Below are 16,728 nucleotides of genomic sequence, written 5' to 3'. Positions count from 1 at the left end.
GCGAGCAACGAAAAATTAGATGCAAATAGCTTTTAAGTTGCGCCACAAGTGGCCGTCATAATGGGCAGACGCCAAACGGCGCGAACTTATCGCTATCAAGGACTTGAGTGTATTAAAATGAAGCCCAGCATACTCCGTAATTTATTGATTTCAAGTGTATTATTTGGACTTGCCACCGGTGCGGTATTCCCCTTTTTTGCCGGATTATTTGTCGATGTCAAGGAGGATATGTTTGTCTGGTTCGTTGGCGCCTGTCTGCTTGCCGGTACATTTATTGGCGTCAGCAACTACTGGCTGGTCAATGTGATTTTACTTAAACGGCTGAGGCGCATCTCTGAAATCGCCAATGCTATCAGCCAGAACGATGTATCGCATGAATGTAAAATGCAGAGTAATGACATGATCGGTGACATCATCGATGCGTTTAACCAGATGGCAGCCAATCTGCGCAACATGATCGGGCAGATCAGCGGGGCAACCTCCCAGCTGGCGGCGGCGGCCGAGGAAACCTCTGCTATCACGGATGAAACCAGTCGCGGTGTTCAGCAACAGCGGGCAGAGATCGACAGCATTGCTTCGGCGATGGATGAGATGACCTCTACCGTGCAGGAAGTGGCGCGAAATGCCGCAGAGGCATCGAGAGCGGCCGACAGTGCAGACAATGATGCGAAGTCCGGTGCGCTGGTGGCAACCGAGGCCATTGGTGGCATTGACTCATTACTGGGTGAAGTTGATTCAGCGGCACAGGTCATTCGTAACCTGGAGAAGGAAAGCGAAAATATCGGTTCGGTGCTGGATGTCATACGCGGCATTGCCGAGCAAACCAATCTGCTGGCGCTCAATGCCGCGATTGAAGCGGCGCGTGCCGGAGAACAGGGTCGCGGGTTTGCCGTGGTGGCGGATGAAGTCCGCACGCTGGCCAGCCGCACCCAGCAGTCGACCCAGGAAATTCACGATATGATTCAGCGCTTGCAGGATGGTGCTGTCAATGCAGTCAAGGTGATGGAAGGCGCTCAGCACAAGGCGCAGGACAGTTCCGAGCTTGTCGAAAAGGCGGCGGAATCACTGGCCTCGATTGCCGGTGCCGTTTCCAATATCAATGACATGAATACCATGATTGCCAGTGCTGCCGAAGAGCAGAGTGCGGTGGCTGCCGAGATGCAGGCGAACATGAACAATATCCGTGAGGTCTCTGACCGCTCGGCAGAAGGGGCGCAGCAGACAGCCCAGGCCAGCGAGGAGTTGGCGCGTCTGGCAGCGGAGCAGCAGTCGCTGATGGCCCAGTTCAAGATCTAGTCAGGGCGGAAAACTGCAAAATGGCAAGCCGGACGGGACACCGTCCGGCTTTTTTTATCCCTTTTGGGAGGGGTGAAAAGGCATGCAAAAAGAGCTTCTGTACTGTATTGTTCGCGCCCGGATCAATTATTTTTATTGGCTCGAAAAAATTTTAGCTGGCGCCTGGGCGCAGAGAAGGGTTCGAAAACATGTCAGATCGCAGATTGCAGGTATTTCATACGGTTGCTCGTCTTCTGAGTTTTACCAAGGCGGCGGACACTCTGCACATGACTCAACCAGCGGTCACTTTCCAGGTGCGCCAGCTGGAAGAACAGTTCAATACACGCCTGTTTGACCGTACCCATAATCGTATCAGTCTGACCGAAGCCGGGAAGCGGGTGTTTGATTTCTCCGGGCGTATCTTCGACCTGTATTCGGAGATGGAGAACGCCGTCAAGGACATGACCGGCGATGTCAGCGGTATACTGATGATTGGCGCCAGCACCACCATCGCTGAGTACATGCTGCCTGCACTACTTGGCGATTTCAAAAAGAAATATCCGGACGTGAACGTCCAGCTCAAGGTGTCGAACTCCGAAGGCATCGTGCATATGGTCGAGAACAATGTGATCGACCTTGGTGTGGTTGAATCGCCGGTGATGAACAAGAACCTTGTGGTGGAAATGTGTCGCAAGGATGAGCTGGTGGCCGTTGTGTCGCCGTCGCACCATCTTGCCGAGCGTGACATGGTAGAGATAAAGGACTTGCTGCAATATCCCTACATTTGCCGCGAAGAAGGTTCCGGTACCCGCGAGGTCATTGCGGAATACATGCACGGGCTTGGTATTACGCCGGGACAGGTACACCTGTCGATGGAGCTGGGTAGTCCGGAATCGATTAAAGGCGCGGTCGAAGCTGGCATGGGTGTATCGATTGTATCCCTCGCGACGATCCAGAAAGAACTCAAGCTTGGCACGCTCGTCAGGCTGAGGCTTGAGCCGGCACTGGAACGCCCCTTTTCCTTTGTGCACCAGAAGCAGAAGTTTCGCCACCGTGCCATGGATGAGTTGCTGGATTTCGCAAGAAACTACTGCAAATCACACCCCGACGTTGTATAAATCCACGTATGGACGCCGACCGGAAGAAAGCCCTTTTAGAAACGTTTGAAAAACTCTCGCCGACAGACCAGTCGGCGGTTACCAGTTTTGCTGACTTCCTGCTGAAGCGTTCGCCCGGTTTTTCTGTCCCTCTGCAGGATAGCCCGGCCCCGGTGGTGGACGAGCCATCTGAAATCCCTGAGCCTGAGCATATACCCGCTCCCGAAAACGAACGCGTGGTGGCGGCGATTAAACGCCTGTCAAAGACTTATTCCATGCTGGGCAAGAGCAAGATGCTCGGGGTGACATCAGACCTGATGACGCAGCATGTTCTGCAGGGGCGTGAGGCCAGTGATGTGATTGCTGAACTGGAGCGCGTTTTCCAGGAAGAGTACGAAGCGCTCAGGCAGGGCGGGGACTGACAACATGGAGGTTGTTCGTCAGTGGTTCCAGCGCCATTTTTCGGATCCGCAGGTTGTTATTCTTGCGCTGGTCCTGTTGCTGGGCTTTGTGGTGGTCGTCACCATGGGCAAGATGCTGGCGCCGGTGCTGGCAGCGCTGGTGCTGGCCTACCTGCTGGAGGGTGTCGTAGCCGCATTGCAGCGCCTGGGGATGCCTCGGTTGTTTGCTGTGGTGCTGGTGTTCCTGGTGTTCATCGTCGTGCTGGTATTTGCGTTACTCGGGCTGCTGCCCAGGTTGTCCTACCAGGTAACGCAGTTGTTTCAGCAACTACCCAATATCATCGGTAAGGGCCAGGCGGTTATCATGCACCTGCCGGAGCAGTACCCGGATCTTGTCAGCGAGGCGCAGGTTGCCGAATTGATGGATGCCATTCGTGCCGAGCTGGGCAGTCTGGGTCAGCGCGTGGTATCGGCTTCCATGGCGTCGGTCGTCGGTATCATGATGTTGATGGTCTACCTGATACTGGTTCCTTTCCTGGTGTTCTTTTTCCTCAAGGACAAACAGCGCATTATTGACTGGTTGCAGGGCTATCTGCCGAAAGAGCGGGCGCTGACGACCCGCGTATGGCAGGACGTCAATGTGCAGATTGCGAATTACGTGCGTGGCAAGGTCTGGGAGATTCTTGTTGTCGGTGGCGTGTCTTACGCCACGTTCACCCTCATGGGGCTGCAGTATGCTGTACTGTTATCCACGCTGGTGGGTCTTTCTGTCATTATCCCGTACATCGGTGCGGCAGTCGTGACCTTGCCGATTGCAGCAATTGCTTTTTTCCAGTGGGGCTGGAGCAGCGATGCCTGGTATATCCTGCTGGCCTACGGCGTAATTCAGGCAATCGATGGTAATGTGCTGGTCCCGCTGCTGTTCTCCGAGGTGGTCAATCTGCACCCGGTCGCCATTATTATTGCTGTGGTCGTGTTCGGTGGGTTGTGGGGGTTCTGGGGCGTGTTTTTCGCCATTCCACTGGCCACGGTGGTGCAGGCAGTGCTCAAGGCCTGGCCGAAGAAACCCCTGCCTGAAGCGAACGTTTCCACAGGTTAAGGAAGCCCTTATCCGTTTAACAACCGTCTTTGTTCCATAGCCGTCATTCCGCGTGTGACGGAATGACGAGGGTCGGGTTTACAGGGCCTCAGACGCGTAATCCGCCAGTCGTGAACGTTCACCGCGGGTAAGCATAATGTGCCCGCTGTGTGCCCAGTCCTTGAAGCGATCCACCACATAAGTGAGGCCGGAACTGGTCTCGGTGATGTAGGGCGTATCAATCTGCGCCACGTTACCAAGGCAAATAACCTTGGTACCCGGTCCGGCGCGCGTCACCAGGGTCTTCATCTGTTTGGGCGTCAGGTTCTGCGCTTCGTCGAGGATCAGGTACTTGTTCAGGAAAGTCCGCCCGCGCATAAAGTTCATGGAGCGAATCTTGATGCGGTTACTGAGCAGGTCATTGGTTGCCGCACGCCCCCAGTCGCCGCCCACATCGGAACGTGTCAGCACTTCCAGGTTGTCCATCAGTGCCCCCATCCACGGTGTCATCTTTTCCTCCTCGGTGCCTGGCAGGAAGCCGATGTCTTCACCCACCGGCACGGTGACGCGGGTCATGATGATTTCCTTGTAGCGGTTCTCTTCCAGCGTTTGCGTCAGGCCGGCTGCCAGTGCCAGCAGCGTCTTGCCGGTGCCGGCCGTACCCACCAGGCTGACGAAATCGACCTCCGGGTCCATCAGCAGGTTAAGGGCAAAGTTCTGTTCGCGATTACGTGCGCTGATGCCCCATACCGTGTGCCTGGAACCGCGGTAGTCAATGGCGGTTTCCAGTATGGCGCTGCCATCTCCGATTTCCTGCACCAGTGCCTCGAAGCCCTGTTCGCCGGGAATATACACACACTCGTTGACATTCCAGGATTCCACCAGCGGGCCGTGTACGCGGTAATAGTTGCGGCCGTCCTTTTGCCAGGACTCCAGTGTATCGCTGTGGGCCTGCCAGAAATCCTCCGGCAGTTCGGATACGCCGGGGTACAGGAGATTGACGTCTTCCAGTACCTGGTCGTTGAAGTAGTCTTCGGCGTGGATGCCGAGTACGGCGGCCTTGATGCGCAGGTTGATGTCTTTTGACACCAGCGTCACGGTCAGGTCGGGGTGTTCATTCTGCAGCGCCAGTGCAGTGGCAAGGATACTGTTATCCGGACGGTTGCCGGGCAGCACATCGGGCAACGCAGCTTTCAGGGTGTGGGTCTGGAAAAACAGCCGGCCGCTTTGCTCTTCCGGCAGGTCCTCGATCAGCCCGCGGGTGACCAGCGGGATGCCCTGCTCGATCTGTTCGGTGCTGATGTCACGCATCAGTTCATCGAGGAAGCGGCTGACCTGGCGCACATTGCGCGCCACTTCAGACACGCCTTTCTTGCCGGCGTCCATCTCTTCCAGTACGACCATGGGCAGGTAGACGTCGTGCTCCTTGAAACGGAACAGGGACGTTGGGTCGTGCATCAGCACGTTGGTGTCGAGAATAAAAAGGCGTTTGGCGGCAGAGTCGGCCTGTGTCATGGAGGGCGGTTTTTTCCTCGCTATGCAGGGTTTACGGGTTGACGCGGTTCAGTTCGCGCACGGCTTCCAGTACTTCATCGACGTGACCGTCGACCTTGACCTTGCGCCATTCGCGGCGCAGCTTGCCGTTGCCATCGATCAGGAAGGTGCTGCGCTCTATGCCCATTACCTTCTTGCCGTACATGTTCTTTTCCCTGATGACATCAAACAGTTTGCACAGGGCTTCATCCTTGTCCGATATCAGTTCGAACGGGAATTCCTGTTTTGCCCTGAACTTTTCATGAGAGGCAAGGCTGTCGCGTGACACACCGACTACGACGCTCCTGTTGCGCCGGAACTTTGCGATATTGTCGCGGAAATCCTGGCCTTCCCGGGTGCAGCCCGGTGTGCTGTCCTTCGGGTAAAAGTAGATCACCACATTTCTGCCCTTGTGGTCGGACAGGCGAAATGTGCCGCCAGTCGATTCGGCGCTGAAATCAGGTACTTTTTTGTTGAGCTGGACGACAGGCATGGTACTCATCCTTTTACGGGTTCGATTACGGCATCCAGGTTCAGGCGGTCGCAGAAGTCCAGAAATTCCTCGCGCAGGGTGGCGATATGGGTGCTGGCCGGGACATCCAGCACCATGTGCACGGCGAACATCTGCGTGCCGGTATGGGCAGCCGCATAGGTGGAGGTAGACAGGTCCTGGATATTGATGCTGCGCTGGGAGAAGAAGCTGGCCAGGTTGTGCACGATGCCGGGGTGGTCGAGGGACACCACGTCTACGCCGTAGGGCAGGAAGTCACCCTCGGTAGACCTCGGTCCGGTGCGCTTGATGTGCAGCGTCATGCCGAGCTGGTCCTGCATCGCGTCGCACTGGTTTTCCAGTTTGGCGAGGTTGTTCCAGTTGCCGGTCACCAGCAGCAGCACGGCAAATTCACCGCCCAGTACCGTCATCCGGCTGTCGGCAATATTGCAGCCGCTGCCCGTTACCCAGCCGGACAGGCGGTCGACCAGACCCGGCCGATCCTCGCCCAGCGCGGCAATCACCAACTGGTTACTCATGTGTGCAGCCTACCACTAATCCAGCACCACGGCACGCAGCTGTTCGGCGGCTTGTTCCGGGCTGATGGTGCTGACGAACAGGCCTGAGCCCAGCTCGAAGCCGGTCGGGATGCTGGTGCGCGGGCAGATTTCCATGTGCCAGTGGTAACTGTCCCGGCAGTTGCTGAAATCATTGTTGTGCGGCAGCGAATGCAGGAAAAAATTGTACTGTGCGCCGCCGATCACGGCGTCCAGCCGGGCCATGGCGCGTTTCATTACGCGTGACAGGTCTTCACGCTGGGCGTCATTGATGTCGATGAAATCACTGGCGTGTTTCAGGGGCAGTATATGCACCTCCCATTCATAGCGGCTGGCAAAGGGTTTGATGGCGACGAAGTGCTCGCCGCGTTCTATCACGTATTGCCCGACGTCGATCCTGCGGCGTACCGAGCCGGATTCGCGGTCGTAGATTCTGGCCTCGAAGGTCAGTGCCTCGTCGATCAGTGAGCAGAAAATACACTGCCGGTTTTTCTCGAAATACTGGCGGCTGTGAATGACTTCGTTATAAACATTCTCCGGCACCACCGGCATGGCAATAACCTGGCTGTGGGTATGCGCAATGCTGGCACCGGCAGCCGGGCCAAAGTTCTTGAAGATCAGTACATACTGGATGCGTGTATCGGCCTCGTACAGGTTGCGTATGCGATCCCGGTAGACACCGATCAGGCGAAACAGGTGGTCCTCTGACATTTCATGGAGGGCGATACCATGTTCCGGGTGGTCGATAATGACCTCGTGGCGGCCGTAGCCGTCGATGGCCTGCTGCAGGCCGAATACCAGGTTACCGGAGGTGCTCTCGTCACCCAGCACCGGGTAGAGGTTTTCCACCACGCGTACCTGCCAGTCACCGGTTTCCGGAGAGGCTGTGACGGTCGGCGGGGTCATTTCCTCGTTGCCGCGGCAGAACGGGCAGCGGTCGACGTGCTTGCGGGTGTCGCGCGGGGCCGGGGCCTCGTCCTTGCGCGGGCGCATGCCGCGGGCGGTAGACACCAGCACGGATTCGCTGGGCACGATGGGGTTGATACGGATTTCTCGGATGGTTTCGGGCTGATCACTCATGATGGTTCGCCAGTTTGCTCGGATGGGGCTAATTATCGTTGTCCGGCGCGAGATGGAAACCAAGGGTTGCTGAATCCGGTATTAAATGGACTAATCAGGCGGGTTTGTCACCGCAGGCCGGCTTGTCAGCAGCGGGACGGAAACGTAACATGCATCTGGTTTTTCACAGCGGAGGTTCCGATGTTTCACGGCAGTATGGTGGCACTGGTCACGCCCATGCGTGAGGATGGTGCAATCGACGAGGACAGCCTTGAGGCCCTGGTCGAGTTCCACGTTGCCGCGGGCACTGATGCTATCGTTGCGGTAGGGACAACGGGCGAATCCGCGACCCTGAATGAAAAGGAACATTGTGCCCTGTTGCGACGCATTGTTGCCATGGTGGGCGGTCGTATACCGGTGATTGCCGGCACGGGTGCCAATTCTACCCAGGAAGCCATTGATCTGACGCGCTGTGGCATGGAGGCTGGCGCCGATGCCTGCCTGCTGGTGGTGCCCTACTACAATAAACCCACCCAGGAAGGATTGTACCGGCACTACAAAACCATCGCCGAAGCGGTGCCGATCCCGCAGATTCTGTACAACGTTCCGGGACGCACCGTGTGTGATATGTTGCCGGAAACGGTCGAACGACTGGCGCCGATCTCCAATATCGTCGGCATCAAGGACGCCACGGGGGATCTGCAGCGTGGCAGGGAAATCCTGCAACGCTGCGGTGATCGACTGGACCTGTACAGCGGCGATGATGCCACTGCGATGGAGCTGATCCTGCTGGGAGCCAAAGGTGATATTTCCGTGACCGCCAATGTTGCCCCCAAAGCCATGCACGACATGTGTGCGGCGGCCCTGGCCGGCGACCGTGAAACGGCGGAAAAGATCGACGCCACACTGCGCGCCCTGCACCGTGACCTGTTTATTGAATCCAGCCCGATTCCGGTCAAGTGGGCGTTGCACGAAATGGGTATGATCCCCCCGGGCCTGCGCCTGCCAATGACACCGCTGTCTCGCGAATGTTACCCACCGGTCCGCGATGCGTTACGCCAGGCCGGCGTACTCGAAACTTCCGATGTCTGAACCGAAAACAAGCGGACTTTTATTTATGCCAGAAAATTCAACTATCCTGCGTATCCTGCTACCCGTCCTGATGCTGTCTTTCCTGTCCGGGTGCGGTACGTTGAAGCGGATGTTCCCCGACCGAAGCGAGGAGTACCGCAAGACAGAAACCAGCGCGCCGCTGGATGTGCCACCGGACCTTACGACCACGCCGGTCAATGATGCACTGGTGGTGCGCGATGGCGCGGCAACCCTGTCGGGTTATAACAGTGCCGCGCAGACGCGCAGCAAGGCCAGCCAGGGTGTTTTGCCGACACCGGAAAATATGCGTATTGCCCGCGACAACGGTCGTGCATGGCTGGTCGTGAAGGGCGACCCTGCCGCTGTCTGGAGCAGGGCGCGGGAGTTCTGGCTGGACGCCGGGTTTCTGATCCGCCGTGAAAACCCGGCGCTTGGCGTGCTGGAAACCGACTGGGTGGACAGCCAGGTGGAAGCGCCCGGCGATATTATCCGCAATACCATCAGCCGTGTTTTCCAGAATGCCTATTCCTCCTCGCTGCGCGATCGCTATCGCATGCGGCTGGAGACTGGTGAGGAGCCTGGTACCACTGAAATTTATATTACCCACAAGGGGCTGCAGGAAAAACTGGAAGGTCGAACCGATGAAATCCAGACCACTGTCTGGGAGCCGCGCCCCAGTGACCCGGGCCTGGAATCGGAGATGTTGAAACAATTGATGATTTACCTTGGCGCCACACCACAGCGCGCCGAGCAGCTGACGGCTCCGCACGCCCCTGCGCCGGACAAGGCGGAATTGACGAGGCAGGACAGTGGGCAACCGGTACTGGTTATTCATGACAGCTTCCCGCAGGCCTGGCGCAGTGTCGGTATTACCCTGGACCGTATTGACTTTGCGGTGGAGGATCGTGATCGCTCGGCGGGCATTTACTATGTGCGTTACAACGACCCCATGAAGCAGCAGAAAAAGGGCTTCCTGTCGAAACTGGCGTTCTGGTCCGATGATGATACCGACAAGGTCGTGACTTACCAGATCAAACTGGTCGACGATGGCGCGGATACCCGTGTCATGGTGCTGAACGAGAAGGGCGAAGCTGAAACCTCCGTTACGCCGGTTCGCATATTGACCCTGCTCTATGAGGAATTGAAATAAGCGCCATGCGCTTTGCCTCACTGGGTAGCGGTAGTCAGGGTAACGCAACGCTGGTTGAGGCGGGTTCCACCCGGCTGATGATTGATTGCGGTTTCTCCTGCAAGGAAACCGAGAAGCGTCTGCAGCACCTTGAGGTTGAGCCGGGCAGCATCGATGCCATTCTGGTAACGCACGAGCATAGTGACCATATTTCCGGCGTGGCCCGATATTCGCGGCGTCACGGGACGCCGGTGTGGATGACGCCAGGTACCGGGGTTATGCATCAGGGCGGTGAGGTCGCCGAGCTGAACCACTTCAGCAGCCATGAGACCTTCTGTATCGGCGATATCGATATACAGCCTTTCCCCGTGCCTCACGATGCCCGGGAACCCTGCCAGTTCGTATTTTCCGATGGCAACAACCGGCTTGGCCTGTTAACCGATGCGGGCAGTATTACCCGTCACATAGTTGAGGCGCTGGAGGGACTGGATGCCCTGATCCTGGAGTTCAATCATGACCCTCGCATGCTTGAGGAAGGGCCATACCCTGCAGGCCTCAAGGCACGGGTCAGGGGGGATTATGGCCACCTGAGCAATTGTCAGGCGGCTGACCTGCTTGGCAGGATTGACCTGCATCGATTAAAGCTGCTGGTGGCCGCGCATCTCAGTGAAAAAAACAATCACCCTGAGCTGGCGCGCGAGCAGGTCGAGCGAGCCCTCGATGGCCAGGATATCCGTATCCATATTGCTGACCAGTCGGTCGGCATTCCCTGGGAATGCCTCTAAAAAACCGCTCCCTGCCTCTAAAATGTGCTTAAAGGTATTTGGCAAACTGCCACTATCCTGAGTGTATTCAAATCACACGACAGGGGGATGCGTACTGCGTGCTGCCTACTGTGATTTTTGGACGAGTGTCTGATTATGTTGAAATTTGAATTGCTTTCACGGTTGTCAATCCGCAATAAAGTCTGGGGTGGCTTCGGGATACTGCTGGCGTTGATTGTCGCGGTATCTGCCGTTTCCTGGCGTAGTCTGTTCCAGATCGAGAGCGAATTCAGTACAGTGGTCGAGGAAGTGCAGCCGACCATGCTGGCTTCGCAAACCCTGTCGCGCGCGCTGGCGCAGGCATCTGCCGCACTGGGCTTTTACTTGTTGGCCGAGGAAGAACGCAGCCTGCAGGATTACGATAAATCCCTGCAGCAGGTAGAAGCAGCGACGACCGAGCTGGGTAAACTGGCGTCCATGCGCGGAGATACCTTGATGCAAGAACGCGTGAGACGCCTTGTTGCCCTGGTGGAACGTTTCAAGGCCTACCGTGATCGTATGGTTGAATTGACGGAGAACCGCATGAGCAACATGGCGGGTCTGCAGTATGCGGCCGGGAATCTCAACCCTGTCAGTCAGGAAATGCTGCAGATTACCCGCGAAATGCTGGACAGTGAATTTGATGAAGAAGCCAGTATCGGTCGGCGTGGACTGTTTAACGAGATCCACGAAATGCGCTATGCCTGGGCCAATGTCATGAACGGTGTGCGTGCCTATATTGCGTTTCGCGGTGAACGGTCGCTGCACGAAATCCAGCTTTACAGTGACCTCACCGACCTCAAGATCAAGGCGCTGGGTTCCTACGAAAACGAACTGACCTTTGAGCAGGACGACGGGCTGGCACGTTTCATCGATGCCAAGAAAAAGTTTTTCCGCGACTTTGAAGGCCTGAAGAAGCTCGATGCTGAAGGTCGCTGGCGAACGGATGTCAGCCTTATCCGGTCGGAAATATCACCGTTACTGGCGGAGATTAACCATGAACTGGATGCCCTGGTTGAAAGCCAGCGACAACTGGCGACTGCAGCCAGTAGCGATGTGCTGGATAATCTTCACAACAGTGTGTCGTTTATTGGCATTTTGCTGGCAGTGGCGCTGGTGCTGGGCGTAGGTGTGTCGATACTGGCCGGTCAGCATATTGTGGCACCGATTTTGCGCCTGAGAAGCATTCTCGAAAGCATGGCGAGTGGTAAAGGTGATTTGACCCAGCGGGCAAGACTGGCTTCAAAAGATGAACTGGGACAGACGTCGGGCTATTTCAACCAGCTGATGGCCAGTTTGCAGGAAATGGTGCTTGAAATTGTGGCTGTGTCCGAGCAGGTGCTGGACAGCGCCCGGCAGTCCAGCGAACGTGTCAGCACGGTGCAGAGCAATGTGACGGATGCAGCCGAACGCACGCGCAGTACTGCGGCGGCAACCGAGGAGATGTCAGCCACAAGCGCTCATATAGCCAGTAATGCTGAAACGGCAGCCGGTGAGGCCGATAAAGCGCGCGAGCAGGCCGAGGAAGGTAATGCTGCCATGCGTGAAATGGCTTCCAGGGCCAGTGTTATGGAATCCAGGATCCAGCATTTGCAACAAAGCGTTGCTATGATTGAGGAAAAAGGCCGCGCCATGGAATCCATGGTTGGCGTGATCAACGAAATTGCCGGGCAGACCAACTTGCTGGCACTGAATGCCGCTATCGAGGCCGCACGCGCAGGTGAAGCCGGACGTGGCTTTGCCGTGGTGGCGGATGAGGTGCGCCAGCTTGCATCCAAGACCCAACAGTCCACGGCCAGTATTCACGAACTGCTGGACAGCAACCGCAGTTCCAGTCAGGAACTGGTTTCCACTATGAAGCAGGTGGCCGAGGCGGGTGGCTCAATGTCGCATACTGTCACGGAGGCGGAAGGCGTTATCAACCGCATGACAGAGAGCGTCAATCTGATGAATAACATGGTGGAAGAAATTGCCCGGTCGGCAAGAGAGCAATCCCTGGTCAGTGAGGACATTGCGCGTCATGTCGAACTGATGTCCGCCGCGCAAACCGAAAATGCTGATCTGATGTCGGCGAGTAGTCAGGATATGTTGGAACTCACCGGTACTGCAACACGCCTCAAGGCAGTTGTAGATCGTTTCAAGGTGTGAGAAAAGCCGCGAGTTGTCCGGCTCGCGGCTGTACCGCCACCCGGGCATCCCGTATCATAGCGGGCCTTGTTTTTAACCGGGAAAGCCCATGTTGCAGCTCGTTGGCGCACCTGCCTTTTCGCCCTTCCGAATCCGTAAACTGCTGGAACGTGCGCGCCGGGTCACTGCAGGCGTTACGGCGCTGGATGCCCGCTATATTCACTTCGTGGAGCTGGAGCAGCAGCTGACACCAGCCGAGCACCAGCTGCTTGAACAGCTGCTCGGTGGCGCTGGTCCCACGGGTCAGGCGGCGGCACACCGTTTCTGGGTGGTTCCGCGTATTGGCACAATATCTCCCTGGTCAAGCAAGGCGACTGATATTGCCCACAATTGCGGGTTGCAGAAGGTGGCGCGTATTGAACGTGGCATCCGTTTTGACCTGGGGCTGGATGCGGGCGCAACACTGGACGGCGAAACGCTGGAATCCCTGCTGGCACTACTGCACGATCGTATGACCGAGTCGGTACTGCCACGTGCAGAGGATGCCGAGGCGTTGTTCAGCCACGCTGAGCCAGCGCCACTGACGTGCGTGGATATTCTCCAGGGCGGGCGGGCTGCATTGCTGGCCGCTGATCGTGAGCTGGGGCTGGCGTTGTCTGACGACGAGATTGACTACCTGGTAGACAGTTTTACTGCGCTGGGTCGTAACCCGACCGATGTCGAGCTGATGATGTTTGCGCAGGCCAACTCGGAGCACTGCCGGCACAAGATTTTCAATGCCAGCTGGGTTATTGACGGCAAACCGCAGCAGACTTCGTTGTTCAACATGATCCGCGCCACGCACCGGGCCAGCCCCGAGGGCGTGCTGTCGGCCTACCACGATAATTCTGCTGTTATCGAGGGCAACCCGGCGAAGCGTTTTTTTGTCGATGCCGGGAGCGGCAGTTATCGCAGTCATGACGAAATGGCCCACATCCAGATCAAGGTGGAAACCCATAACCACCCGACAGCCATTTCTCCCTTCCCGGGTGCGGCAACCGGTTCCGGTGGCGAGATCCGCGACGAGGGGGCGACAGGGCGTGGCGCCAGACCCAAGGCGGGGCTGTGCGGTTTCTCCGTGTCCAACCTGCGCATACCGGATTTTGTGCAACCGTGGGAGACCGATCATGGCAAGCCGGCACGCATCGTGTCCGCGCTGGATATCATGCTTGAAGGACCACTCGGTGCCGCAGCGTTCAATAATGAATTCGGCCGCCCCAACCTGTGTGGCTATTTCCGTACCTTTGAAGAACGTGTGCCGGGACCGGCCGGTGAAGAAGTGCGCGGCTATCACAAGCCCATTATGATCGCCGGCGGCTATGGCAATATCCGCGAACAGCACATTGAAAAACAGGATATTCCGGCCGGCGCACAAATTATTGTCATCGGCGGTCCGGCCATGTTGATCGGTCTTGGCGGTGGTGCGGCTTCGTCTGTGTCCAGCGGCGAAAGTGCCGAGCATCTCGATTTTGCTTCGGTGCAGCGCGGCAATCCGGAAATGGAACGCCGTTGCCAGGAAGTTATCGACCGCTGTTGGGAGATGGGCGAAGCCAATCCGATCCTGTCTATTCACGACGTTGGGGCCGGAGGGTTGTCCAATGCCGTGCCGGAGCTGGTCAATGATGCCGGCCGGGGCGGTCGTTTCGAGTTGCGTGCCATACCCAACGATGAACCGGGCATGTCGCCCATGCAGATCTGGTGCAACGAATCGCAGGAACGTTACGTGCTGGCAGTGTCGGACGAACGTGTTGAGGAGTTCCAGGCGCTGTGCGAGCGTGAACGCTGTCCCATGGAAGTGCTGGGTGAAGCCACCGGTGAACCGCAGCTGGTGCTGGGAGACGGGTATTTCGACAACACGCCGATCGACCTGCCCATGTCGTTGTTGCTCGGCAAGCCGCCTAAAATGCTGCGCGATGTCCATCATCGCACCTTCAGTAAGCCCGACCTCGACTTGCCGGATGACCTGACAGATATGGCCTATCGCGTGCTGCGCGTGCCATCGGTCGGCAGCAAACAGTTTCTGATTACCATCGGCGACCGTTCCGTGACCGGGCAGGTGACACGCGACCAGATGGTTGGTCCCTGGCAGGTGCCGGTGGCCGACGTTGCCGTAACCTGTGCCGACTATCAGGGTTATCGCGGTGAAGCCATGGCAATGGGCGAGCGGCCGCCGGTGGCGCTGGTCGATCCGCCGGCCTCCGGGCGCATGGCGGTGGGTGAGACCATCACCAACATGGCGGCTGCGTGTATAGAAGCCCTGTCCAGTATCCGTTTGTCGGCCAACTGGATGGCCCCGGCCGGACACCCCGGTGAAGACGCCGGCCTGTTCGATACGGTGCGCGCTGTGGGCGAAGAATTATGCCCGCGCCTTGGCCTGTGTATCCCGGTGGGCAAGGACTCACTGTCGATGAAGACCGTGTGGGAAGAGCAGGGTGAGTCGCGCTCGGTTACCGGGCCCCTGTCCTTGATCGTGACCGGTTTTGCACCGGTTATCGATGTGCGCAGAACCCTGACACCTCAGTTGCGCCGGGATTGTGGCGATACGGACCTGGTATTTGTTGACCTGGGCAAGGGCCGTAACCGGCTGGCCGGTTCTGCGCTGGCGCAGGCCTATAAACAGGTCGGTCACCATGCGCCCGATCTGGACGACCCGGATGCACTGAAGAGTTTTTTTGCTGCCATCCAGGACCTCAACCAGAACGACTTGTTGCTGGCCTACCATGACCGTTCCGACGGTGGCCTGTTTACGACCCTGTGTGAAATGGCTTTTGCCGCTCACTGTGGTGTGGAAGTTAAACTCGATGCGTTGGGTGATAACAGTCGCGCGGCGTTATTTAATGAGGAGCTGGGCGCCGTGTTGCAGGTGCGGCATTGCGATACCGACACCATACTGGAAACATTGCGCGAGGCGGGCCTGTGGCGCCACAGCCATGTTATTGGCAGCTTGCGTGACGATGACCGTATTGTATTTACGCGCGCGCGCAAGCCGGTGTTTGACGAAAAACGTATTGATCTGCAGCGTGCCTGGGCAGAAACCAGCTATCAGATGCAGGCGTTGCGGGATAACCCCGAGTGTGCGGAGCAGGAATTTGCCAGCCTGCTCGATGGCAGTGACCCGGGTTTGCAGCCACGTGTCAGTTTTGACCCGGAAGATAATGTTGCGGCGCCCATGATTGCCGTTGGTGTAGCGCCGAGGGTCGCCATCCTGCGTGAGCAGGGTGTTAATGGCCACCTCGAAATGGCCGCGGCCTTCACTGCGGCGGGATTCGAATGTCATGACGTGCACATGAGCGATATCATCACTGCGCGTAGCGACCTGTCCGGCTTCAGCGGACTGGTGGCTTGTGGCGGGTTTTCCTATGGTGACGTACTGGGTGCCGGGCAGGGCTGGGCGAGATCGATCCTGTTCAATGCCGCTGTGCGTGACGCCTTCAATGCTTTTTTTGAGCGTGATGACAGCTGGGGACTGGGTGTATGCAATGGCTGTCAGATGATGTCCGGTCTGCGTGATCTGATTCCCGGTGCGACACACTGGCCGCGCTTCGAGCGCAACCTGTCTGAACAGTTCGAGGCGCGTTTCTCGCTGGTGGAAATACTGGATACACCTTCGATTCTGCTCAAGGGAATGGCCGGTTCCCATTTGCCGATTGCTGTCGCACACGGCGAAGGGCGTGCCAGCTTCGGTTCGCGCGAGCAGGCGCAGGCAGCACTGGAGGACAGGCGCGTGGCACTACGCTACGTGGATCATTACGGCGAACCTGCAGAAGCCTACCCGGTGAACCCTAACGGTTCAGCATTCGGCATTACCGGTGTTACCACGGATGACGGTCGCTTTACCATCATGATGCCGCACCCGGAGCGAGTGTTCCGTACTGTGCAGCATTCCTGGCACCCGGATGAATGGGGTGAGGAAGGGCCGTGGATGCGTATGTTCCGTAATGCCCGCCACTGGGTTGGTTAGCAGCCTGCCAGGTGTTCGTGATCATTCTGTGAAGACTTCCCCGCGCAAGTCGCTACACTCCTGTAAGGCGGTGTGAGGAACTTGCCT

The 16,728-nt window shown here is 57.5% G+C and carries 13 protein-coding genes; 9 read left to right on the top strand and 4 right to left on the bottom strand.

The window, feature by feature from the left end; genetic code table 11:
• Positions 1 to 117 precede the first annotated feature (117 nt).
• From ACW81B_RS09565 to ACW81B_RS09550, 4 genes are all read left to right on the top strand, one after another.
• A complete protein-coding gene (locus ACW81B_RS09565; RefSeq protein ID WP_491579997.1) occupies positions 118 to 1,296 on the top strand; it encodes a methyl-accepting chemotaxis protein in 1,179 nt (392 codons plus the stop codon).
• Between the two features lie 188 nt (positions 1,297 to 1,484).
• Complete coding sequence (locus ACW81B_RS09560; RefSeq protein ID WP_491579996.1) at positions 1,485 to 2,393, top strand: LysR family transcriptional regulator; 909 nt, start codon at positions 1,485 to 1,487, stop codon at positions 2,391 to 2,393.
• 8 nt (positions 2,394 to 2,401) lie between these two features.
• Positions 2,402 to 2,794: a hypothetical protein gene (locus tag ACW81B_RS09555; protein ID WP_491579995.1), complete on the top strand. Its 393-nt coding sequence runs from the start codon at positions 2,402 to 2,404 to the stop codon at positions 2,792 to 2,794.
• Between the two features lie 4 nt (positions 2,795 to 2,798).
• Complete coding sequence (locus tag ACW81B_RS09550; protein WP_491579994.1) at positions 2,799 to 3,872, top strand: AI-2E family transporter; 1,074 nt, start codon at positions 2,799 to 2,801, stop codon at positions 3,870 to 3,872.
• Between the two features lie 78 nt (positions 3,873 to 3,950).
• On the opposite strand, the gene ACW81B_RS09545 is transcribed toward ACW81B_RS09550, so the two are convergent.
• The 4 genes from ACW81B_RS09545 to ACW81B_RS09530 are packed head-to-tail and all read right to left on the bottom strand — an operon-like array spanning position 3,951 to position 7,511.
• The gene (locus ACW81B_RS09545; protein WP_491579993.1) at positions 3,951 to 5,366 is read right to left on the bottom strand and encodes a PhoH family protein; all 1,416 of its coding nucleotides are present in this window, start codon (positions 5,364 to 5,366) and stop codon (positions 3,951 to 3,953) included.
• 31 nt (positions 5,367 to 5,397) lie between these two features.
• The gene (locus ACW81B_RS09540) at positions 5,398 to 5,877 is read right to left on the bottom strand and encodes a peroxiredoxin (RefSeq protein WP_491579992.1); all 480 of its coding nucleotides are present in this window, start codon (positions 5,875 to 5,877) and stop codon (positions 5,398 to 5,400) included.
• A 5-nt stretch (positions 5,878 to 5,882) separates the two neighbouring features.
• The gene (locus ACW81B_RS09535) at positions 5,883 to 6,413 is read right to left on the bottom strand and encodes a glycine cleavage system transcriptional repressor (protein ID WP_491579991.1); all 531 of its coding nucleotides are present in this window, start codon (positions 6,411 to 6,413) and stop codon (positions 5,883 to 5,885) included.
• 15 nt (positions 6,414 to 6,428) lie between these two features.
• On the bottom strand, positions 6,429 to 7,511 hold the full coding sequence (locus ACW81B_RS09530) for a galactose-1-phosphate uridylyltransferase (protein WP_491579990.1): 1,083 nt from the start codon (positions 7,509 to 7,511) through the stop codon (positions 6,429 to 6,431).
• A gap of 180 nt (positions 7,512 to 7,691) precedes the next feature.
• Here ACW81B_RS09530 and dapA point away from each other — a divergent pair, with 180 nt between their 5' ends.
• The 5 genes from dapA to purL all read left to right on the top strand — a co-directional run bounded on the left by dapA (position 7,692) and on the right by purL (position 16,641).
• Complete coding sequence (gene dapA / locus ACW81B_RS09525) at positions 7,692 to 8,582, top strand: 4-hydroxy-tetrahydrodipicolinate synthase (protein ID WP_491579989.1); 891 nt, start codon at positions 7,692 to 7,694, stop codon at positions 8,580 to 8,582.
• Between the two features lie 25 nt (positions 8,583 to 8,607).
• Entirely contained in the window at positions 8,608 to 9,732 is a 1,125-nt protein-coding gene (gene bamC, locus ACW81B_RS09520; protein WP_491579988.1) for an NlpB/DapX family lipoprotein, read from the top strand.
• 5 nt (positions 9,733 to 9,737) lie between these two features.
• On the top strand, positions 9,738 to 10,496 hold the full coding sequence (locus ACW81B_RS09515; RefSeq protein WP_491579987.1) for an MBL fold metallo-hydrolase: 759 nt from the start codon (positions 9,738 to 9,740) through the stop codon (positions 10,494 to 10,496).
• A gap of 135 nt (positions 10,497 to 10,631) precedes the next feature.
• The gene (locus ACW81B_RS09510) at positions 10,632 to 12,662 is read left to right on the top strand and encodes a HAMP domain-containing methyl-accepting chemotaxis protein (protein ID WP_491579986.1); all 2,031 of its coding nucleotides are present in this window, start codon (positions 10,632 to 10,634) and stop codon (positions 12,660 to 12,662) included.
• Between the two features lie 88 nt (positions 12,663 to 12,750).
• Positions 12,751 to 16,641 (top strand): phosphoribosylformylglycinamidine synthase, encoded by a 3,891-nt coding sequence (purL, locus tag ACW81B_RS09505; protein WP_491579985.1) that lies wholly within the window; start codon positions 12,751 to 12,753, stop codon positions 16,639 to 16,641.
• Positions 16,642 to 16,728: the final 87 nt, after the last annotated feature.

The organism is Thiogranum sp., assembly GCF_058323355.1.
This window is presented reverse-complemented; position numbering and strand designations above follow the sequence as displayed.